Annotated in this window: 16 protein-coding genes and 1 pseudogene; 10 read left to right on the top strand and 7 right to left on the bottom strand. The window is 58.6% G+C overall.

What is annotated here, in order from left to right:
* Positions 1 to 6: 6 nt before the first annotated feature.
* Both AC2FJZ_RS19515 and AC2FJZ_RS19510 read right to left on the bottom strand, forming a co-directional pair.
* Positions 7 to 1,359: an aspartate aminotransferase family protein gene (locus tag AC2FJZ_RS19515; protein WP_496779721.1), complete on the bottom strand. Its 1,353-nt coding sequence runs from the start codon at positions 1,357 to 1,359 to the stop codon at positions 7 to 9.
* 34 nt (positions 1,360 to 1,393) lie between these two features.
* Entirely contained in the window at positions 1,394 to 2,173 is a 780-nt protein-coding gene (locus tag AC2FJZ_RS19510) for an IclR family transcriptional regulator (RefSeq protein WP_496673354.1), read from the bottom strand.
* A gap of 108 nt (positions 2,174 to 2,281) precedes the next feature.
* On the opposite strand from AC2FJZ_RS19510, the gene AC2FJZ_RS19505 reads away from it, so the two are divergent.
* From AC2FJZ_RS19505 to AC2FJZ_RS19470, 8 genes are all read left to right on the top strand, one after another.
* The gene (locus AC2FJZ_RS19505) at positions 2,282 to 3,211 is read left to right on the top strand and encodes a tripartite tricarboxylate transporter substrate binding protein (protein ID WP_496673357.1); all 930 of its coding nucleotides are present in this window, start codon (positions 2,282 to 2,284) and stop codon (positions 3,209 to 3,211) included.
* Positions 3,212 to 3,273: 62 nt separating this feature from the next.
* Positions 3,274 to 3,810 (top strand): tripartite tricarboxylate transporter TctB family protein, encoded by a 537-nt coding sequence (locus tag AC2FJZ_RS19500; protein WP_496779719.1) that lies wholly within the window; start codon positions 3,274 to 3,276, stop codon positions 3,808 to 3,810.
* A gap of 7 nt (positions 3,811 to 3,817) precedes the next feature.
* Entirely contained in the window at positions 3,818 to 5,338 is a 1,521-nt protein-coding gene (locus tag AC2FJZ_RS19495; RefSeq protein ID WP_496673362.1) for a tripartite tricarboxylate transporter permease, read from the top strand.
* Between the two features lie 6 nt (positions 5,339 to 5,344).
* On the top strand, positions 5,345 to 6,829 hold the full coding sequence (locus AC2FJZ_RS19490; protein ID WP_496779717.1) for an aldehyde dehydrogenase: 1,485 nt from the start codon (positions 5,345 to 5,347) through the stop codon (positions 6,827 to 6,829).
* Between the two features lie 23 nt (positions 6,830 to 6,852).
* Positions 6,853 to 8,097, top strand: coding sequence for a Tm-1-like ATP-binding domain-containing protein (locus AC2FJZ_RS19485; protein WP_496779715.1), 1,245 nt, complete (start codon positions 6,853 to 6,855; stop codon positions 8,095 to 8,097).
* 176 nt (positions 8,098 to 8,273) lie between these two features.
* On the top strand, positions 8,274 to 9,770 hold the full coding sequence (locus tag AC2FJZ_RS19480; RefSeq protein ID WP_496779713.1) for a trimethylamine methyltransferase family protein: 1,497 nt from the start codon (positions 8,274 to 8,276) through the stop codon (positions 9,768 to 9,770).
* 4 nt (positions 9,771 to 9,774) lie between these two features.
* Entirely contained in the window at positions 9,775 to 12,192 is a 2,418-nt protein-coding gene (locus tag AC2FJZ_RS19475; RefSeq protein WP_496779711.1) for a GcvT family protein, read from the top strand.
* A 5-nt stretch (positions 12,193 to 12,197) separates the two neighbouring features.
* A complete protein-coding gene (locus AC2FJZ_RS19470) occupies positions 12,198 to 14,612 on the top strand; it encodes an FAD-dependent oxidoreductase (RefSeq protein WP_496779709.1) in 2,415 nt (804 codons plus the stop codon).
* Positions 14,613 to 14,659: 47 nt separating this feature from the next.
* On the opposite strand, the gene AC2FJZ_RS19465 is transcribed toward AC2FJZ_RS19470, so the two are convergent.
* From AC2FJZ_RS19465 to AC2FJZ_RS19445, 5 genes are all read right to left on the bottom strand, one after another.
* A complete protein-coding gene (locus tag AC2FJZ_RS19465) occupies positions 14,660 to 15,919 on the bottom strand; it encodes an aminotransferase class V-fold PLP-dependent enzyme (RefSeq protein ID WP_496779707.1) in 1,260 nt (419 codons plus the stop codon).
* Positions 15,920 to 15,937: 18 nt separating this feature from the next.
* Positions 15,938 to 16,951: a glutamate cyclase domain-containing protein gene (locus tag AC2FJZ_RS19460; protein ID WP_496779705.1), complete on the bottom strand. Its 1,014-nt coding sequence runs from the start codon at positions 16,949 to 16,951 to the stop codon at positions 15,938 to 15,940.
* Positions 16,952 to 18,214, bottom strand: coding sequence for a PLP-dependent aminotransferase family protein (locus AC2FJZ_RS19455; protein WP_496779703.1), 1,263 nt, complete (start codon positions 18,212 to 18,214; stop codon positions 16,952 to 16,954).
* Positions 18,211 to 19,695, bottom strand: a complete 1,485-nt coding sequence (locus tag AC2FJZ_RS19450; protein ID WP_496779702.1) for an aldehyde dehydrogenase family protein — start codon at positions 19,693 to 19,695, stop codon at positions 18,211 to 18,213. The genes AC2FJZ_RS19455 and AC2FJZ_RS19450 overlap by 4 nt, the downstream gene beginning before the upstream one ends.
* Before the next feature lie 103 nt (positions 19,696 to 19,798).
* Positions 19,799 to 21,175 carry an aminotransferase gene (locus AC2FJZ_RS19445; RefSeq protein ID WP_496779700.1) on the bottom strand — a complete coding sequence of 459 codons (1,377 nt, stop codon included), beginning with the start codon at positions 21,173 to 21,175 and terminating at the stop codon, positions 19,799 to 19,801.
* A 104-nt stretch (positions 21,176 to 21,279) separates the two neighbouring features.
* On the opposite strand from AC2FJZ_RS19445, the gene AC2FJZ_RS19440 reads away from it, so the two are divergent.
* On the top strand, positions 21,280 to 22,206 hold the full coding sequence (locus AC2FJZ_RS19440; protein ID WP_050604441.1) for a LysR family transcriptional regulator: 927 nt from the start codon (positions 21,280 to 21,282) through the stop codon (positions 22,204 to 22,206).
* A gap of 89 nt (positions 22,207 to 22,295) precedes the next feature.
* Positions 22,296 to 22,505 (top strand): annotated as a pseudogene (locus AC2FJZ_RS19435) (IS6 family transposase); the annotation flags it as partial.
* Between the last annotated feature and the right edge of the window lie 221 nt (positions 22,506 to 22,726).

The following is a 22,726-nucleotide window of genomic DNA, read 5'->3' as shown; positions in this document are numbered from 1 at the left end:
GAAAGCTCAAAGAGTCGACAGGCCGGCATCCAACGCTGACAAGATCTTGGCCACATCGTCCGAAGTGATGATCAGCGGAGGTGACAGAATGATGTTGTTGCCGGATACGCGCACCATCACGCCATCTTCGTAAGCCGCCTTCTGAACCTGCAACGGCAGGTGTTTGGCGATGGGAGCCTTGGTCGTCCGGTCGGAAACCAGCTCGAGCGCACACATCAGACCCTCTCCGCCCCGCACGTCGCCGATCACCTCGTGTTTTTCGGCCAGCTTCTGCAATCCGGCAAACAATTCATCCCCACGCGCCGCCGCATTTTCCCAAATCCGCAGTCGGTTGATCTCGGACAGGGTAGCCAGCGCCGCCGCAGCCCCGACCGGGTGGCCGGAATAGGTGTATCCTTGATCGACGGATGCGAGCCCGGTGGTGTCCTTTTCGAATACCTCGGCGACAGCGCCTGAAATCATTGCAGCGCCAAAGGGAAAGTACCCGTTGGTGATCGCCTTCGCTGTTGTCATGATATCCGGCTGAACACCCCAATGCCGAGCACCACTTTCGCTGCCAGTGCGGCCAAATGCCGTGATGATTTCGTCCGAGATCAACAGGATACCGTGTTTGGAACAAACCTCGCGCACCATGGGCATGAAGCTTTTGTGCGGTGGGATCACGCCCCCAGCCCCCAGAACCGGTTCCATGATAAATGCCGCAACCGTGTTCGCCCCCTGAAACGCAATCTCGGCCTCCAACGCCTTGACGCATAGCTGCGCCAGACGTGCGGGGTCGGTTTCGTCAAACGGATTGCGATAGGTCCAGGGGGCGGGCACATGGAAACAGCCCGGCATCATCGGCTCATAGACCGCGCGAAACTTTTGATTGCCGTTGACTGATGCCGCCGCGAAATGGGTGCCATGATAGCCTTGCTTGAGGCTGATAAACTTGGTGCGTCCCGCGTCGCCTCGAACCTTGTGATATTGCCGCGCGAGCTTCAGCGCGATCTCAACAGAATCCGATCCACCCGACGTAAAGAACGCGCGAGTCAAACCGTCTGGCGCAAAAAACTGCGCCAGCTCATATGACAACTCGATGGCCTTGTCGTTGCTGGTTCCGCGAAATGTAGAGTAATAAGGCAATGCGTTCAGCTGATCTGCTATGGCCTGCTTTACCGGTTCGCAGGAATAGCCCAGATTGACGTTCCACAACCCCCCCACGGCATCCAGCGCCTTGTGACCGTCGACATCAATGATGCTGACACCTTCACCGCCATTCAGAATGGTCGGCGGGTTATTTTGACTGTCGGCAGGATGCGCCATCGGGTGCCAGAAATAACGGGCGTTGTTTTCCTTCAGAAAGTTCGAATCTTTCATGGTGCGGGCCTCCGGAAGTGTTGCTCACCCTCGGTCACGGGTGGAATTCGGTTGGAAAGGTGTCGGGCAACTGACCGCCAAAATCTGCGGTCAGGTCAGTCGAAAGAGCGTGCAAAGCGGACAGAATTGATGGCAGGCGGTCTTCAGTGGCGCGGCCTTCAGGCACAGCAATTGCGATGGTCCCCAGAGCGACTTGATTGATGCCAAAAATCGGCGCTGCGTATCCAAAGACGCCCTCTTCGTAGCTGCCGCTGCTGTTGGCCCAACCCGAGACACTGATCTGCGCTACACGCTCTTTGATAATATCAGGATCGGTGAGCGTGGCGTCCGTGAACCGCACCTGCTGGTCCTGATCCAAACGATCCATCAAACTGGTCGGGCCAAAGCTGAGCATACAAAGGCCAGAAGCCGTGGCATTGATCGGCAAAATTTCACTGGGATCAAGGCTGACGCGCACGCTGTGCCGCGTTGTTTCAACCACCAATGCGGTTTGCAACACGGTCTTTTCCAACAGAGACAGATGCAGGCTTTCACCAACGCTCTGCATCGCAACCTGCATTTTCTGGCGCGCACTTTCGATGCCGGGCCGGGCGATTTCGCGCAGCGCGGCCAGACGCAAGGCTGCCGGTCCAATGGCATAAGACTTGGTCATGGGGTTCTGCTCGATCAGGCCGCATTCCTCAAGCGCACGCAGGTGGCGCAGCGCAGTTGCCTTGTTCAATCCGGACAGTCGCGCAATGTGACTCAGGCCGATTTCTGGTCGCGCGTTTGAAAAGTAATCCAGTATTTTTAGGGCATTAAGGGCAGTACCCATGTGTTTCACGTCCTCTCGCTCAGGGAATACTTGACAGAACTAACTTAACAAAGCAACATTATTATTGTTAACGCGGATCAAATAATGAACCACGTATGGGAGGAGTCAATGAAGAAATTTCTTACAGCCGCGGCTTTTGTGGCATCAGCAACCGCTGCACTGGCCGAGTACCCTGAAAAGCCGGTCAGCTTTGTAGTGCCATGGCCGCCGGGCGATCTGGAGGACGTGCTGACCCGGATGATCGCCGATGAATTTCAGGCCATGTATGGCGTGCCAGCCGCAGTCGTGAACAAACCCGGCGGCGGCGGTGGTCCGTTCCCCGGTGCCGTCGAGGTGGCAACCGCCCCTGCGGACGGCTACACCATCGGTTCCTTTGTCATCGGCGTGCCGGTCATTGGCCCCGAAATCGGAATCCCCGAGCTCAACCCCAACCCGTTTGATCCGATCGGGATCTTCCTGACCTACCCGTTCGTTATCGCATCCAGCAAGGATGCGCCTTTCTCAAGCTGGGAGGAGCTAGCGGAACACGGCAAGGAAAACGACGTCGCACTTGGCCATTTCGGTTCCGTTCTGCCGCCCACCCAAGTGACCTTTGCAGCTGCCGTCAGCAGCGGGTTCGACTTTGCCAGCGAAGCGGCGTTTGATGCGCTGGACTGCAACACACTGGCATCGGGCGATGTTGACGTAATCAACACAACGCTTCAACTCATCCTGCCCTGTCTGGATCAAGTGAACGTTCTTGCCAGCATCGGCGGTGAGCGGATTTCGCTGGTGCCCGATACACCTACAATCGTGGAACTGAACCCGGATCTGCCTTTGGCCCTATGGAACGGCTTGTTTGTCCATAAGGACACACCAGCGGATGCCCGCGAAAAGATCTCGGCTGCTGCTCAAAAGGCGCTGAGCTCTGACAAGGCCAAACAACTGGCTGAAGAAACCGGGGCTCTGATTTACTGGCAGGATCCCGATGCCTCCAATGCTCAGATCGAGCAAGACAAAGCCTCGTTCGCCAAGATCGAAGAGATCCTGGGCGAGTAAACCGGAACGGGCCCGGCAAGTTCAACACCGCCGGGCCTCTTTCCATCCAACAGGAGGCCACGATGATTGCAAAGACTTTGCAAGACATGTTCCGGCGCTATCGACGCCCTGGTGACATCGTATTTGCCACGATGTTCTTCGTGTTCTCACTGTTCCTTCTCAGCCAGCTTGGCACCGAGACTCAGGTCGTCAAACGGACAAAGTGGTTTGCCCAACCTGCTTTGTGGCCAACCATTGCGATCTGGGGCATGGTAGTGTTCAGCGGTCTGCATTTGTTGAGCTCATTCCTGTCGCCACGTATTCCCGGACGTTTGCGAGAGATCACGTTTTGGCTGAAGTCTATCGAATACGTTGTTTATTTCCTGATCTATGTCGTGGCGGTTCCATGGCTTGGGTACCTGCCCTCGACCATGCTGTTTGCAGCCCTTCTGACAGTACGCTTGGGGTTTCGTTTGCCGGGTGCCTTTTGCATTGCACTTGTCTTTGGCGCTGTGGTCGCAATCGTCTTTAGGGCGCTACTGCAAGTGAACATCCCGGCGGGTCGCATTTATGAATACCTGCCCGACGGGCTGCGCGCCTTTGCGCTGACCTATCTGTGAGGCCGCTATGGACAACCTGATTTCCGGCTTTGCAATTCTGGCCCAATGGCAGGTCATGGTGGCGCTGATCATCGGTTCCGTCGGTGGCGTCATCATTGGCGCATTGCCCGGCGTGGGCGCCGCCGTCGCCATCGCTATCCTGCTACCAGCCACGTTTGCCTTCGAACCCATCGTTGGACTGACCCTTCTGCTGGGCATCTACGGGTCGTCCATGTATGGCGGCGCGATCCCGGCCATTCTGATCAACACTCCCGGCACGGCGGTTAACGCCCTGACCACCTATGACGGCTATCCCATGACCAAACGCGGCGAGGGGCACAGGGCTTTGTCACTGGCCTATTCAGCTTCGTTCTTTGGTGGTATTTTCTCGATCCTTTGCCTGATCGTCCTCTCGCCCGTTCTGGCATGGGTTGCCCCGCATTTCGGCAGTCGCGAGATTTTTCTGGCCGCCTTGATGGGTGTCTTACTGGTGATCCTCGCCCATCGCGGACAGACCTTTTCAGCCGCAATGCTGGCGTTTTTTGGAATTTTCCTGAACACGGTGGGGCTGGAGCCTGTAAAATACACACGGCGTTTCACCTTTGATCAAACCTGGCTGTCATCGGGCGTCGATCTGATCGTTGTTGTGTTGGGCCTGTTCGCCATCAGCCAGGCGCTGCTTTTGCTGGTCGACAAGGAACACGCTCCCGGCGAAGCACATGTTCGTGGCAACATATTTACCGGCCTGAAAGAGCTTCTGGGCCTGAAACGAATAGCTACGGTGTCGTCGTCACTGGGCGTTCTGATGGGTATGGTGCCGGGTACCGGCGAATTTACGTCCCAGTTCCTGTCTTACACCTACGCTCAGAAAACCTCGAAAGATCCCGATGCTTTTGGCAAAGGATCACCCGAAGGTCTGGTGGCATCCGAGGCGGCCAACAACGCCGTGCCAGGGGCTGCAATGATCCCGCTTCTGGCGCTGGGTATTCCGGGTGAGGCGCTGACGGCAATGATGCTGTCGGTTTTCTACGTCCACAATGTGATCCCCGGCCCGCAACTATTTGCGGAACAAATGGATTTTGTCATGGCTCTGTACATGGCACTGATCCTTCTCAACGTGGTCGTTCTGATCTTTCTGCTGTTTTCGACCAACCTGCTGCTGAAGCTCATTCAGATCCCAACCCGGTTTCTTGGCATCATGATCCTGACCCTCTCCTTTGTAGGCGTGTACAGCCTGCGAAACTCGATCACGGACTGCGCGATTGCGGCCGGGTTCGGCGTTGTCGGCCTGATCCTGAAACGCCTGAACCTGCCGATCGTGCCCATCATTTTGGGTATGGTTCTGGGCGGCATCATGGAGGTCAAGCTGCGCAGCGCTATGGCCCGTGTGAAATCACCGCTTGATTTCATCGACCGACCCATCGCGGCGATCCTGTTTGTGATGATCCTGGGGATCATCCTGCTGCACATTCGCTCGCTGATCCAGGAACACAAAGACCGCGTCAAACCGCAACCAGTTCTCGACGAAGACACTACTCAGCAAGGATAACGCTTCATGGATCAGTCCTCGATTGACGCGCTGCGCACACAGGAAATCGCACCGCGCGGGCATTTCATAAACGGTCGCTTCCAGGATGGCGAAAACGGTGCTCAGCATCAGGTGTATTCCCCGATCAACGGTCAGCCTCTGGCGCTGATCGCCGAGGGCAGTGCAGCGGATGTCGACGCGGCAGTGCGCGTTGCGCGGGTTTCGTTTGAAGATGGGCGCTGGTCACGAATGGCCCCTGCGGGTCGTAAGAAAGTTCTGTCGAAGCTAGCCGATCTGATCGAAGCCCGCGCGCTGGAGATTGCCGTTCTGGGCGTTCGCGACAACGGCACCGAAATCAACATGGCCTATAAAGCCGAAGCACTCTCAGCCGCGGCAACCTTCCGGTATTATGCCGAGGCAATCGACAAACTGTACGGCCAGATCGCCCCCACGGGCGACGATGTTCTGGGTTTGATACATCACGCACCTGTGGGCGTTGTCGGCGCGATTGTGCCATGGAACTTTCCGCTGATGATCGGCAGCTGGAAAATTGCCCCGGCACTGGCGGCAGGCAACTCCGTGGTCCTGAAACCGGCGGAAAGCGCCTCGCTCAGCCTGTTGAAGATCGCCGAATTGGCGGCTGAGGCCGGGGTGCCCGACGGGGTATTCAACGTGGTGACAGGTCGCGGCTCGGTTGTGGGTGAAGCGCTGGCGCTGTCGATAGATGTCGACATTCTGGTTTTCACCGGGTCCGGTGCGACAGGGCGGCGGCTTTTGGAATATTCCGCGCGGTCCAACCTAAAGCGCTGTTATCTGGAACTGGGCGGCAAATCCCCGAACATCGTCTTTGCTGATGCCCCGGACCTGGCCGAAGCGGCCAAGGTCTCGGCAGCTGGAATCTTCCGCAACTCGGGCCAGGTCTGTGTCGCCGGATCGCGCCTGTTGGTTCAGGAACAGATCTACGAGGATTTTTTGTCCGAGATCACCCGCCACGCCGCAGCTTTTCGCGTTGGCGATCCGTTGGACCTGAACAGCCAGATCGGCGCGGTTCACAGCCTGTCCGAGCTGGAGTCCAATCTGGAATTTATCACAAAAGCTCAGGCAGAAGGGGCCGATCTTCGCACCGGCGGATCCCGCATCCTGACCGAAACCGGCGGGTACTACATGGCCCCGACGGTGATGGCTGGTGTTAAGGAAACCGACACCCTGTTCCAAAACGAAGTCTTCGGTCCGGTTCTGGCTGTAACACCCTTCAAGGATGAAGAAGAAGCGATCCGTCTTGCCAATGCGACAGTTTACGGGTTGGCGGGTGGAGTTTGGACCTCGAACCTGGGCCGCGCACATCGCATGGTCGCGGGCGTTCGCGCCGGGGTGGTACATGTGAACACTTATGGGGGGGCCGACCTGACTGTACCCCTTGGCGGTGTGCGCCAATCCGGCAATGGGCACGACAAGTCTTTGCACGCGTTGGAAAAATACTTCGATCTGAAAACTGCCTGGATCAAGCTCTGATCGCTGGGGTAAGGGAGGCACACATGACCAACAAAACAATCCTGTTGATCGGCACCTATGACACCAAAGAACCCGAAATGCGGTTCATCGAAAACGCAATCCGGGCGCAGGGTGCCGATGTGTTGACGATGGATGTGTCCGTTCTGGGCGATCCCACCGTACCGACCGACATCTCAAAGCATGACGTGGCCGCGGCTGGTGGCATGACAATTGACGAGGTCATCGCACAAGGGGGCGAGAACAAAGCCTTCCGCATCATGTCTGCCGGGGCCGCCAAAGTGGTTGCGCAAGCCTATGCTGACGGGCGGTTTGACGGGATGCTGGCTACCGGAGGCACAATGGGCACCGATCTTGCGCTGGATTGTGCACAAGCGCTGCCGATGGGCGTGCCGAAATACATCGTCTCAACCGTCAGCTTCTCACCGCTTATCCCGCCACATCGGCTGGCCCCTGATATTCAGATGATCCTTTGGGCTGGCGGGCTCTACGGTATGAATTCAATTTGTCAGTCCTCGCTCAGTCAGGCGGCCGGCGCCGTGGTTGGCGCGGCAAAGGCGGCCTTCGCACCGGACCGCAGAAAGCCGCTGGTTGGCATGACCAGTCTGGGGTCATCCTGCCTGCGCTATATGAAGACCCTCAAACCAGCACTGGAAGATCGTGGGTTTGAAGTGGCGGTGTTCCATTCGACAGGAATGGGTGGCATGGCCTATGAAAAACTGGCCAGCGAAGGCGCGTTCGCCTGTGTGATGGATTTCTGCATGCAGGAATTCGGAAACCTGATGGCGGGCTCGGTCGTGTCCAGCGGTGAAGACCGTGTTACCAATGCCGGGCGCATGGGTATCCCGCAGATGGTCGCCCCTGGCGCACTGGATCTGCTGGATTTTGCGGGATGGCAGGACATCCCCGAACACTATGCAGACCGGCCATTCCATGAGCATAACCGGCTGATCAAAAGTTCGGTCTTCAGCGGGGCTGAACGGCGTGCCTGGATTCGGGAACTCGCCAATAGGCTGGGCGCGGCCAAGGGGCCTGTACATTTCTTCTTGCCGCTACAGGGCATCGAATCTTGGGACAAGGAAGGCGAAGAGGCGTATGACCCACAGGCCTTGGCCGAAATGATCGACGAAGCCCGCCACGTGATGCCCGATCAGGTGCCAATGACCGAACTGGACGCCCATATCAACGATACCGCGTTCTGTGATACCGTGCTGGCACTGTTCGATGATTGGGTTGAACGTGGCGTGGTCAAGTCGACGCCGCGAGCCTAATGTTTCTGGGGGTGGCTCCGCCCCTTAGTATGCATGACATCGTTGGCGATTGTGTGTGTGAGTCATGCAGTGTTGGTGAGTGAATTTCATTCACGAAAATCAGCTAATAATGGAATTGAGCTACAATAAAGCCCTTTCTAAGATGCGCGGGAAAACACCTTATCAGGAACGCGCTCATGCGGCGAACACGATCAAGACGGGCTTCCAACTCCGCAACGCCACAAATGACTATTCCGCCCATCGGCGGGCGGTTCATGCCACTGAATCAAGGCGAACTGGCCCATATCACTGATACGGCCTTTGATATTCTGGAACGGATTGGCGTATCAGGAGCACCCAACGACATCCGTATGTTGGCGTTGGAGAACGGCGCAACAGAGCGGGCCGACGGGCGCATCACCTTTTCACGCGCATTGGTTGAGGACATGATCGCTGGCGCGTGCAAGCGGGTCGAGCTGCCCGGTTTCACCCGGGATCGCGGGATCGAGATTGGAGGCGGTCGCGTCCATATCGGTACGGGCGGCGCAGCGGTACAGGTGCTCGACGCCACCACAAACACATTCCGCGACAGCACATTGCAGGACTTGTACAACCTGATGCGTATTGTCGATGCTTGCGACAACATCCACTATTCCCTGCGTCCCGTAGTGGCAAGGGATCTGGAAGACCCGCTTTCGCTGGATATCAACACCGCCTTTGCCGCGATGAAGGCGACTTCGAAGCCTATCGGCACTAGCTTTTTCGAGCCCGCCAACGTGACCCCTGTGATCGAGATGTTCGACGCAGCTTTGGGCGGCGAGGGCGCGTTCAAGGCACAGCCCTTTTGTTTTGCATCCGTCTGTCACGTGGTGCCACCGCTGACGCTGGCCGAGGAAGCCTGCGGGGTGATGCGTGAATGCGTGCGTTTGGGAATGCCACTGCAAATCTGTTCCGCAGCGCAGGCTGGGGCCACAAGCCCGGCGGCGCTGGCTGGAGCTCTGGCGCAGGGGCTGGCGGAATCGCTCGCCGGTCTGGTGCTGGTCAACATGATGCAGCCGGGCTTTCCCTGTATTCTGGCCTTTCTGCCCTTTATTTCCGATCTGCGTACCGGAGCGATGACCGGCGGTTCGGGTGAAGCTGCGGTGGCCAACGCTGCCGCCGCACAGCTGCTGTTGAACCTTCGCCTGCCGTCGACCGTTTCAGCGGGAATGACCGACGCCAAGACGGCAGACGCTCAATCGGGCTACGAAAAGGGATATACCATCGCGCTGGCGGCGCAGGCTGGGGCCGATATGATCAACCTGTCTGTTGGTATGCTCGGCTCGATCATGGCAGCCAGCAAAGAGGCACTGGTCATCGACAACGACATGTGCGGCGCCATCCTGCGCTCGGTCCGTGGGGTCGAAATGTTCGAAGGCTCGATTGATCTGGACATGATCGAACAGGTCGTAACGGGAGAGGGTCATTTCCTTGGCACGGCTCAGACTCTGGACCTGATGACCAAGGAATATGTCTACCCGTCGCTCGGCGACCGTCAAAGTGTCAGTGACTGGCTTGAAAGCGGCGCTCAAACTGTTTGGGACCGCGCCATAGCCCGCGTTGACGAAATCGAAGCACAACCTGCGCCCTCGCACCTGACAACCGAAATCGAAGCCGCCCTGCGCGCCCGCCTGCCCATCCATCTGAAAGACTAAGCACATGAAAAGCCATGCCAAAGTTGTGATCATCGGGGGCGGCGCGGTTGGTGTCTCGACCCTTTATCATCTGGCCAAAGCCGGTGTGACCGATACGCTTTTGATCGAAAAGAACGAACTGACCAGCGGATCGACCTGGCACGCGGCGGGCAATATCCCGACCTATGCCAACAGCTGGGGCGGGATGCGCGCGGGCAACTATGCCTGGCGGCTGTATAAGGATCTGGCGACAGAGGTCGACTATCCGATCACGTATCGCCACACAGGCGCGTTCTGGCCTGCCCATACACCGGAACGGATGGATCTGTTCCGGCATCTGGTCGGCATTTCCAATGGGCTGGGCTATGACATGGCGATGCTGACCCCGTCAGAGATGGATGACATGCACCCTTACTTTAGTTCGGGCGACAGCATCATCGGCGGCATCTTCGACCCCTACGAGGGTGACGTGGACCCGTCGCAGCTGACACAGGCATTGGCAAAGGGCGCGCGCGATCGGGGTGCACAGATTGCGCGGTTCACCAAGGTCACCGGCATCCAACGCCGCGCCTCGGGTGAGTGGGTGGTGCAGACTGACAAGGGCAACGTGGTTTGCGATGTCGTGATCAACGCTGGGGGCTATTACGGCCGTCAGGTTGGCGAGATGGTCGGGCAGAAACTGCCAGTGGTGACGCTGGAGCATCAATATCTGGTCACCGAAAGCCTGCCCGATCTTGAGGCTAACCCGGACAATTTCCCCCTCATCCGCGACCCGGACATCATGTACTATCTGCGGCGCGAGCGGAACGGGCTGCTGCTGGGCTCTTACGGCCACGAAGGCCGCCCCGCCTGGCTGGACGGAATGCCTGATTGCTTCGCCAACCAGCTCTATCCCGACAGTGTCGATGACATTGCCGAGATCCTTGAGGCCGCGCTGGAACATGTGCCACTGCTGGGTGAGGCCGGGGTCAGCCGGTTCGTGAACGGCCCCATCCCCTACAGCCCGGATGGCGCGCCACTTTGTGGGCCCGCCTTCGGCTTGCCGAACTTCTACCATGCCTGCTGTTTCCCGGTGGGCATCACCCATTCGGCGGCAGCGGCGAAAACCCTGACCGAGTGGATCACCGAGGGCGAAACCGAGTGGGATATGTCCTTCTGGGACCCCCGCCGTTTTGGCGAGGAATGGGCGACGTTCGACTATACCGTCAAACGGTCCAGTGAGCTTTACGAACACCAATACGCAATCCCCTACCCGCATCGTTTGTGGAAATCAGGTCGTCCAGTGCAAACCACCCCGCTCTACGATACGCTTAAGGGTAAAGGTGCAGTGTTTGGGCAAATTGCGGGTTGGGAACGGGCCTTCTGGTTCCAGACAGATCAGATTAAGGATGACGGCCAGCTCAGTTTCCATCACGAAGTCTGGCACGATGCGGTCAAAGCTGAATGCGAAGGCGTGCGCGACCGTGTCGGCGTGATGGATCACGGCGGTTTCACCCGGTACGAGGTCGAGGGGCCAAAAGCCACCGAATTCCTCAATCATGTTTTTTGCGGCGTGATGCCGACCGTAGGCCGGGTCAAGCTGTCCTATATGCTGACGCCCAAGGGCAAGATCTGGTCCGAGGCCACGATTGCGCGGCTGGATGAGAACAAATACCTGCTCTGCGGTCCCACTCTGGCCGATCAGCGCGACCATGACTGGCTGTCGAAGCACCTGCCGGACGAGGGCGTGACCCTGACCCGCGGCTCTGATTTTGACGCCGCCTTGATGGTTATGGGACCGAAATCCCGTGACGTATTGCAACCGCTGACCCAGGACGATCTGTCCAAGGACAACGCGCCGTGGATGTCGGTGCGGGAAATCACCATTGCAGGCGCACCGGTGATTGCCATGCGCGTGTCCTATGTGGGCGAATTGGGCTGGGAACTGCATATGCGCAGCGCCGATCTGGTCCGGGTCTACACCGCCGTCGTGGATGAAGGCGCGGATCACGGCATTGTCGAATTTGGCTCTTACGGGCTGAACGCCATGCGGCTGGAAAAGGGCTATCACGGCTGGGGCGCGGATTTTGGTATCGAATACACCGCGTTCGATGCGGGTCTGGATCGTTTCGTCAGCAAGAAGAAAGACAGTTTTGTCGGGCGCGAGGCGTTTCTGGCGCAAGCCGAACTGCCGAAGGATTACCATTTCACCGCCTTTGTGCTGGACGGTCACGGCGCGGATGCGCTGTCCTCGGACCCGATTTGCCGGGATGGTCAACCGGTCGGTTACGTCAGCTCGGGCGGTACGGGGTTCCGCATCGGCAAGAGGGTGGCGCTTGGCTATTTGACTGTGCCCGCCAAACCCGGAGATGTGTTTGATATCGAAGTGCTTGGCGTGCCTGTGAAAGCGACTGTGGCGACCGTTCCGTTCTACGATCCCGAAAACGACCGGTTGCGGGGATAAGAACCATGGCAAAATCCCTTCCGACCGACGTACAGGTCGCCATCATTGGCGGTGGGATCGTCGGCTGTGCCACTGCGTATCACCTCGCCAAAGCAGGTTGGTCCGTCGCCCTGTTCGAGCGCAAGAAACTGACAAGCGGAACGACATGGCACGCCGCAGGTCTGGTCAGCGAAACCCAAGGCGTGCCGGTCATGTCGGCGCTGGCGAAATACGGCCTCGACCTGATGGAACGTCTTGAGGATGAGACCGGGCAGAATACCGGTTTCAAGCGCAACGGCTCGATGACCGTGGCGCTGACCGAGGCACGCATGGAGGAACTGCGCCGCAAGGTCGATTATGCCCATGGCTGTGGCCTGCGCGCCGAAGAGATCAGCCTGACCGTGGCGCAGGAGCGCTGGCCTATGTTATCGACCGAAGGCGCCAAGGGGGCGTTCTGGTTCCCCGGTGACGGCTATACCAACCCGATCGACACCACCATGGCGCTGGCCAAAGGCGCGCGGGCGAACGGCGCGCAGATTTTTGAAGACACCAAGGTCGAACGCGTCGTCATCGAAGGTGGCCGTGCTGTTGGTGTGGAAACCGAAGAAGGGCTGGTGCGCGCCGAGCATGTGGTCAATGCCACCGGCATGTGGGCGCGTGAGTTTGGAATGTCCCACAGTGTGCAGATCCCGCTGCACTACACAAACCATTACTACGTTGTGACTGACCCGATTGAGGGCGTGACCGGTGATCTGCCCGTCCTGCGGGTAATGGATGAATACGCCTATTACAAAGAAGACGCAGGCAAGCTGCTGATCGGCTGTTCCGAGCCCAACGCGACCCCGTGGCTGCCCAAGGACGGCCTGCCCGAGGCGTTCGAATTTGATGAGCTGCCCTGCGATGAAGAACACCTCTATCCCATCTTGGAGGCCGCAATGGAGAGGGTTCCGGCCTTGGCGGAAAGCGGCATTCGCAAGTTCTTCAACGGGCCGGAATGCTTCACACCGGATGCCAAACATTACCTCGGTCCAATCACAGATGTGACAGGGTATTGGGTTGCTGCCGGTTTCAATTCGACCGGCATCCAGAACGGCCCCGGCGCGGGCAAAGCCCTGGCTGAATGGATCATGGCGGGCCACATGACCATGGACCTGACAGATGTCGACAGCCGTCGCATTATACCCGGCCTGAACGCCCGCAGCTATACCGCAACTAAGGCGGCCGAAACGCTCAGTCACGCCTATGCGATGCACTGGCCCTATCTGCGCAAAACACAGGCGCGGGGCTTGCGCCGGACGCCTTATTACACCCATCTACGCGACGCGGGCGCGCAATTCGGCAGCGCCAATGGCTGGGAACGGCCCCTCTTCTATGGGCGTGAGATGACGGACGGGTTCGGACGCGAGCCCTGGTTCGACGACTGGCAGGCCGAACATCAAGCGCTGCGCACCGATCTGGGCTGCATCGATCTGACCTTTGGCCGGTTCATCGTGGACGGGCAAGATGCCGAGGCGCAGATGCAGCGGCTTTGTGGGGCGAATATAGCCGTTGCTCCGGGTACTCTGGTCTATACCCATATGTTCAACCCGCAAGGCGGGATCGAAGCAGATGTGACCGTCGCGCGCCTGAATGCGACCCGCTACATGGTCATGTCTTCTGCCGGGGCTGAACCGCAAACCGAATACTGGCTGAAAACGCAACTGGCGGACACAGCAGTTTCAGTGGTCAATATCACGTCATCCGAGGCCACGCTGGCCCTGATGGGTCCGCGCGCGCGGAACTTCCTGGCCGGGCTGACCGATGCCGACCTGTCAAATGTCGTCTTCCCATTTGGCTCGTGGCAGGCATTGCATGTTGGTCATGCGCCGGTCCGCGCACAACGGATTACCTATGTCGGCGAATTGGGTTGGGAGTTGCACATCCCTGCCGAATTCGCACAGCAGGTGTTTGAAACGATCATGGCTGCGCCTGATGCGCCACGCCTGTGCGGCGGAATGGCCGTAGATAGCTGCCGGATCGAAAAGGGCTTCCGCCACTGGGGCCACGACATCGGCCCACATGACAGCCCGGTGGACAGCGGCCTGACTTTTGCTTGCGATTTCACTACCGAGTTTACCGGCAAAGCGGCGATCGAAACTCACAAATCGACCGGCCCTGCGAACCGCTTGTTGTCTTTCCGGCTGGACGACCCAAATGCTCTGGTCTTCGGCAAGGAACCGATCCTGTGTGACGGGCAAATCGTCGGGCGGTTGACGTCGGCAAGCTACGGCTGGAGCGTCGGTGGTGCCATTGGCATGGGCTATGTCTCGCGGCCCGAAGGCATGACGATGAAAGCTCTTGCCGGGCGCAACTATCAGGTGAAGGTGGCTGGGCGCGCTGTAATGGCACAGGCCAGCCTGCGACCGCTTTACGATCCGGACAATGCCCGGATGCGCGGGTAACCACCGCGCATCCTCAGACGGTTTGACCAAACACTATGACCGCGTGGTCAGCCGTCCCCGCCCATCTCATTGATTGCGGCAAGAAGGCGCGCGATTTCCTGTTCCGTGTTGTAGTGACAAAACGAGATGCGAATACAATCGGACAACTCCAACGGTGTCAGAACATTGCCCGAGTAGTGATCCGCTTTGCGCGTGTGGGTGCGGATACCCTGTTGGTTCAACACCTCAACCACATCTTCCGAGGCTTTGCCGTTGATCACAATAGACACCAGCCCTTCGCGCGCGGGGTTGTCGGCCCCTGCCAGAATGGTCACGTGATCCATGTCCCGCAGGCCCGGCAGATTGCCCGTGCCGTTGATGGCAGTATTGGTCAGGTGGGTCTCATAGGAGTGGATGGCACGGCCCGCAGCCTCGATGCGCGCGCGGGGGTCGGCTTCACCCGAAACCTCTCCGCCCAGCCAGTCGAAATAAGACACCACGTCCGAAACGGTTGCGTACGACCCAGCGTCACGGGTTCCAAACTCCCAACCGGTGGCGGGCGCGTCGATCAACATGTCGTGCGGCAGCGCGCTCAGCCTGTCCGAGATCCAGGCTATTCCATACCCATGGCGCGAAAAAACTTTGTACGGAGAGATCGCGTAGCCATCGACATTGTACCTATCAAGATCAAGCTGTCCGTGTGCCGCGTGCTGAATGCCATCAACGATGATCAGGCATTCCGGCGCGACGGCGCGAATGGCGGCTGAAATCGCTGCCACATCCATGCCCATTCCTGTAACGGGCGACGCATGAAGGATCGTGGCCACTGCAACGTCCGGGCTCATCAACCCCGCATAATCCTCGGCAGTCACCAACCCGGTATCATTGTCATGGGGCACGTTCACATAGTCCAGACCCGCGATCTTTGCCCAACGGCGCGCGGCGCTGCGAGTGGCGGGGTGTTCGATGGACGACCCGATCACCTTGGCCCCGTTTGGCGCAGCCAAACACGCGGTGCGGATCATCCGGAACAACAGTTCCGTCCCGCTTTCCCCGGCAAAGAACTGTCCGCTGGTGACATTCATAAAAACGGCCAGATCCTGCTTGGCCTTGTTGATCACGTTCTGAGTGCCCTGCCCCGCCGGGTTGATCCGACCGGGATTGTCTGGAATCGCGGCGTAAAAGGCCGAAGTTTCAGCAACGGATTTCAGCGTCAGCGCGCCACCGGCATTTTCGAAAAAGATCCGTTCGCCTTGAAATGGGCAGCTGTCGACATGAGCGAAACGGTCGCGGATTGCGTCGATAAGGGCGGGGTTGTCTTGGATCATGGGTCTTCCTGTAAATGTTCAGATCGCACGGCTTACGATCGAGCGGCAGAGCTCGGCCACCGCGATGTGGCTTTGACGGGTGAACCCGTCGACGTTGTCGTCGACGATTCCGTGGGTTGAATTGATCAGACCGTTGGCGACCATGGTGTCAAGCAGCAAGGCCTCGCGGTCGGGTGTGTGCAGCAGTTTGGCATTGCTTGCCCGGGCGGCCATGGCGGCTGCAATTGCGGTGCAGCCCCAGTTGGAACAGGCGGCAGTCACTAGCACGTCACAACTGGTCACAGCGCCGATCCCACCACCGCAGCCACATTGGCAAGCGTCACCATAGGGCACATGCGCCTTCACGTGGTCGGCGACCTTGCCCATGCCGATCTCATTGCCGCCGTCGCCAACGGCGACAACAGGAACGCCACGCTTCAATGCCAGATCAAACAGTAGATCAACGCGGGCGCGACCCATTCCATAGTCAATACCACGCATCGAATGATAGACGCCGAATTCGTTGCGCCCGACCCGCTCTGTCGAAAACAACAGATCGGGGTTCAGCTCATCCATCAGGGTTTTAGCCTGCGCCTGTCCCCCGACGTCATCCGTGACATAGGGCAGCATGACGATCGTGGCGAGGCTTTTGTCCGCCTTGGCAATAGATGCTTGTTCCAATGTCACAGGAAACAATCCCGCAGCCTGGCAGGTGTTGCGGATCGCCGGCAGCAAAGTGTCTTCGCACAGCAAGACGCAGGTCACGTTACGCCCCAGTACCAGCGCCCGCGCAATGGCCGCCGCGCCCGAGGGGCCGTCATTTTCGCCCAGATCAGGTGTGATCCAGGCGCGCGAAACCGAACCGGTCGTTATCACCACGGTCCCGCCCTCGGGCACTGCCATCAACGTGTCCGCCGCCGCGCCGATCAACGACTGACCTTCAAGCACGCGTGCGGCCTCGAACAGGTGCTCGACGCCGCGTTCGCCCATATCGATATTCACCAACTGATCCAGCCGATTGTCCAACCGAGTGATCAGAGCCTTGTCAGCCATTCACGTTTCTCCAAACAACGTTGCTGCAAACCAAGCCTTGTCGTTCAGGTGGTTCGCTGTCTGGCGCATTGCCGACAAGAGAGTGTCGGTCACAGCCATCGCACCTCCGACACGAGCCACAGCGCCGGACGTTGGCTTCAATCGGATTGAAACGCGCCCTCCCGGCTGTCCATGAGTGTTAACGGTTACAATCCCTTTGTCCCGCAGCATAAACATGCCAATGGCGGCCGTCACTTCGGCAGGCACAACATCGGTCTTTTCTGAGTCAGCCATGCCCAGGACAATGTCCATCGCGTCCTGTTCGTCTATCTTGGGTCCCAGCGCCGAGCGAGACACGCGACCAACGCCCAGCGCAGATTCAAGCGCGTCGGCCAGGTCTTGTCCGTCTTGCGCTTCTTGTAACAACAGATCCGGAGCGAACCCCTGAAGACTGCGCATTGCACCAACCGCAACGGGCGCGCGTGCCTCCATCCCCAATTCGCTGGCCTTGGCCTGCACTGGGATCAACACTGCCGGATCGCCACAAAGAACCCCCGCACGGGGACCGGACAGCCCCGCTTTGTCGGCATTGGTGATCACCAGATCCGCCCCAAAGGAAAGCGAATCCCCACCGCCATGCAGCACCGGACGGAATCGCGCACCGTAAGCGTCATCAAGGAACGTGACACAGCCCGCCTTGTTCCCCGCCGCCACTGCATCGCGGATCAGGTCATCGCTCAGCATGGACAGTTCCGAGGTGACGGGCGTGATTACGAAAAGCGCCGGGCTGTCCATGGCCAGCGCCTGGTGCATCGCGTCCAGGTCGTGCACTTCGCGCACCTGCACATTGGCAAGCCGCGCCCCGCGCAGAACCGAGGCATGGCTCCGGTCGCCGTGTGCCACCAGAGACAACACCGGCCTGACTGCTGAATGCGCCAGTATGGTGGCAACGATCCCGGCACTTGTACGGTTCACCACCGCTGCTGCCTCGTGCCCCTGCCCGCCCAGATGAACGATTGCGGCCTGGCGCAGTTCTTCACCAAACAGGCCCGGACCGATCCATTCTTCGCACAACAGGTTCAAATCGTCCGGCGTTGCTGGATAGAACCGCAAGTTTCCCGTGCAAATGGCGACCTTGTCGATACCTTCGCGTGCCACGAAATCCGCAGCAACACGGCCCGCCTGTGCCAACCTGCGCACCTCATCGGCTGAACTTTGCAACAGCGCGCCGCGGGCGTATCCCACGCTTGGATCGATGGCGTTACCGAACCGGTCCGTGCTCACGCGCCGTCCTCAATGTTGATGGTGACACATTTGCGGTAGGTGTAGGCTTCCAATGCGCCTTCGATGGAGTATTCGCTGCCCATACCCGATTGCTTGGTGCCGCCATAAGACATGCCGGGAATCTGACCACCGCCCTGATTGACCTGTATCCAACCCGCATCAATGGCGCGCGTCAGGCGCGTAATGCGGCTTACGTCATGAGTGAACAGGAACGCTGCCAACCCGTAATGAGTGTCATTTGCCATGGTGATGACTTCTTCTTCCGTCTCGAAGGGAATGGCCACCATGACAGGGCCGAACACCTCTTCCCGAGCAATGCGCCAATCGTTGTCGACACCAGTGATGATTGTCGGGTTGGGGCAGAACCTTGAGGGGTCTTCGACAGGCGTTTCTCCGATCAGGAAGGTCGCCCCTTCTGCTTCAGCCTCGGCCACATAGGCACGTATTTCGCCGTAGCGTTCCGCGTTTACCACCGCGCCCATATCCACATCCGGATCCAGTGCATCGCCGACGTTCAAAGCCGCCGATTTTTCGGCCACTTTGGGCATGAGCTCATCCCAGATGTCCTTATGCACAAACAGGCGCGATCCGGCGGTGCAGCTTTGACCCTGACGAGCAAAGCGCATGGCGTTAGCCACTTGCTGCGCGGTGCTGTCCAGACGGCCCTCGGAAATGGCGTCCGGGAACACGATCGTAGGTGACTTTCCCCCCAGTTCCAGCGTCAGCTTGGCAATGCGATCAGAAGTGGCCTTGCCAATCAGCTTGCCGACCTCGCTTGAACCGGTAAAGGACACCTTGTCTACATCGGGGTGCGAAGCCAGCGCCGCGCCTGCCTCTTCGCCCAGCCCCGTCACAACATTGAAGACGCCCGGTGGAAACAGTCCATCCGCCAGTTCAGCCAATTTCAGAATCGCCAGTGGCGCATCTTCAGCCGGTTTCAACACCAGACAGTTTCCGGTTGCCAATGCCATAGAGATTTTTACAGCGCCCAACTGGAGGGGCGAGTTCCACGGAATGATCGAACCCACAACACCATGTGGTTCTCGGGTGGAGTAACTGAATAGACCCGGACCAAGTGGCAGGGTTTCCCCTTTTTGTTCGACCGCGACGCCACCGTAATACTTAAGAACCCCGGCAGCCCCCATCGCTTCGCCCCGTGATTGGGTCTTGATCGCGTTGCCACTTTCCGCCGCCAATACGCGAGCCACTTCTTCGGCGTTCTCTTCCAGGCGACGGCCGAGCTCTGTGAGACGTTTGCCACGCTCACTCGCCGCCAAGGCGCGCCACGTCGGCAGCGCGGCACGAGCGGCGGCGACAGCCAAATCGACCTCGGTTGACGTGCCGCGACCAACCTCGCAGATCGGGGTGCGGCGCGAGGGGTTTTCGACCACCAGCCGCCCTTCGGGCCAATGCCAGGCACCGTTGATGTAACTACCGGCCAAACCCACATCGGGCAGTTTCGGTTCCAAGTATGTCGTCATCCCTGTTCTCCTTGGCGAACCGCGGTTTCAAAAATGCGCGCCGCCTGAGGGGGTAACAGCGGCGCTGGGATCGGATGAAAGCTTGAACCCGACCCCAATTCAATCAGATCTTCGCGCGAACCACTGCCCAGGCGTCATCCAAGGCGCCCTTGAAACGTTCAGTGGCAATATCAATCTCATCTTCGTTGATGATCAGCGGCGGCATAAAGCTCATCCGGTCGCCAATCGCCCTCAGGTACAGACCCCGATCATGGGCAAAGTTCTGCACAAGCTCACCCACTTTCCAAGAGGGATCGAACGGTTCACGGGATTTTGCATCCTTCATCAGCTCGAAGCCGCAGAACAGACCGACGCCGCGCACTTCGGCCACCAGCGGGTGATCGGCCATCGAGTGGCATTTTTCGAGGAACCGGGCCGAAACCGCGCGGACGTGACCCACCAGATCGATTTCATCGTAAATATCCAGTGCCTCTAGACCGACGGCAGCGCCAACCGGGTGACCGGCATAAGTATATCCATGGCCAAAGGTGCCAACCTCGTCCGAGTTCTTCATCATGTCGGCATACATCTCATCCTTGAACATAAGGGCCGAGATCGGGAAGAACGCAGCGGACAGCGCCTTGGCGCAAGAGATCATGTCAGGCTCCAGCCCCCAGGTCTGTGACCCCCACATATTGCCGGTTCGGCCAAAACCGCACACGACCTCATCGGCCAGGAACTTGATGTCATACTTGCGCAGTACCGACTGCATTTCCCTCCAGTAGCCTTCAGGCGGCATCAGCGCCCCGCCACCCGAGATGGCCGGTTCGGCAAAAAAGGCCGCCACGGTTTCCGGACCTTCCGCCAGGATCAGCTTTTCGAAATTCGCCGCCATCCGGGCCGAAAACTCTTCTTCACTCTCGCCGTCGATATGGAAACGGTAATAGTTCGGCAGCTCGGCGTGCTTGAACTCGGGCAGCGGCAGGCCGAACTTGGCATGCATGTGCGGTTGCCCCGACAGGGACACCGTCGCCACCGTATTGCCGTGATAGCCCCGCACCCGGCCAATGATCTTGCGACGCTGCGGCTCGCCACGGGCTGTGTTGGTGTACCACAGCAGCTTGATTGCAGTGTCGTTTGCCTCGGACCCCGAACACTGGAACATCACCCGGTTCATTTTGCCCGGCGCCATGCCGATCAGACGTTCACCCAGCTCGGCCACCCGCGGGTGTGAGCGGTTGTAGAATGTCGGAGCAAAAGGCAGCACATCCATCTGTCGCTTGGCGGCATTCGACAATCGTTCGTTGTGATAGCCCAATGATACACAGCCCAGGCCGGAAAACCCGTCGATGATCTCACGCCCTTCGCTGTCGTAAATGAACACCCCTTTACCATGCGTGATCATCGTCGGGCCGTCTTGGGCATGTTGGCGCAGGTTCGACTGAGGATGGACGTGGTGCGCCTTGTCCTGTTCGATCGCGCGTCGGGCGTCAACGTTCATGGGGATGCTCCAAATGAAAATCTGCCGGAACTTCACCTTTTTATTGACTGAATTTCAATTTCGAAGTTTTTTGGTTTTCGTGAATTTCATTCAGGCTAAAACACATGAAACCGCTGCTCGATCTACGGCATCTGCAACTGATCCAGGCTATAAACGAAACCGGTCGGATCACCGATGCCGCCAAGAAACTGGGGGTCACACCATCGGCCCTGTCGCATCGCCTGCGCGAGGCCGAACGTCGGCTGGATGTGCCCCTGTTCACCCGAATGCACAAGAAACTGCGCCGGACACCGGCGGCGGATTACATGGCAATCGTGGCAGAACGCATCCTCACCGATCTGAGCCGCGCGGAAGAGGACGTGCGGCGCATGAATGCCAATGTGCAGCATGTGGTGCGCCTGTCGGTCGAAGCCTACAGCAACTATCGCTGGCTGCCCTCCTTCATCAAATTTATGAAATCGCGCACCGACGGGATCGATATTCAGATCATGGCGGGTGCGCGCAGTGATCCGCTGACCGGGCTTTTGAACCGGCATCTGGACATTGCGATTACCTCAGGCAAGGTGTCGCAGGCCGGGCTCAGCAGCATCAAACTGTTTGACGATCCTCTGCTTTACATTATGCCGCCGTCACATCGTCTGGCAGATCGCCCGTATGTGGAAGGTTCTGATATCGTAGGCGAGCCTTTCATCACCTATACCAAGATCCCCGAACCAGACCGGGAATTTGCGCTGTTGTTTCGCCCCACGGACAGCTACCCGAAATGGGCCGCAACCGTTGAACTGCCCGAGGCGATTGTCGAACTGGTTGCCTCGGATCTGGGCACAAGCGTGTTGTCCAACTGGGCGCTTCAATCCGCATTGAAAGAAGGTCGCATCGTTGGTGCCCAGGTTACTCAGGACGGGATTTCCGTGCCCTGGCACGCGGTGTTGCGCTCGGAGGATCTCGAAGAAGGAGATCCGATTTTACAAATCGCCAAGCTGTTGTCGGAATGGTGCGACCTGCCCGGCTGCGGGTTTCATATGAATTGAAGTCAGATCTATTGCAAACTTGTTCCCATTGATGCACGCGAAGGCAGACAGTGAGAGGACGTTGATACAATTCAGCCGAGAGCCTGTTCATGATTTCCTTCAAAGGTGCGCAATGTCCAAAGGATGTGATCCTGTATGCAGTGCTTTCTAGTGTTCGATACGGCGTCGCAGTGGATCACACCACGTTGAACTGATGGCGCGCGCGGTACTCTTGTGCCATTGCGGAAGCAGCGCGGCGACAAAAAGGACAATGCGACCGTTCCCGCAGAATGGATGAGACCCATGCTGAGGTTCAAGGCTTTCGCTTCTGAGGCGGCAACGCTGGCATCGAACTTACGCATATGATTTGAAAGGGCCACCCCTTGCCCGGACTCTGTTCTTTCAAACAATTCGCTAAGCTGGCCGCCTCACACTCTACCTTCGATGAATTGACGCGCCGTGCCCTAGGCTCAGGACTCATAGCCAATAGATGACGAGTGCGGCGAGTGCGATGGCTGACAGGAAGACTTTCGGGCATCTA

Source organism: Ruegeria sp. CDSA079 (genome assembly GCF_059612245.1).
Note: the sequence above shows the minus strand (reverse complement) of the source record. Positions and strands in the feature narration are given on the sequence as shown.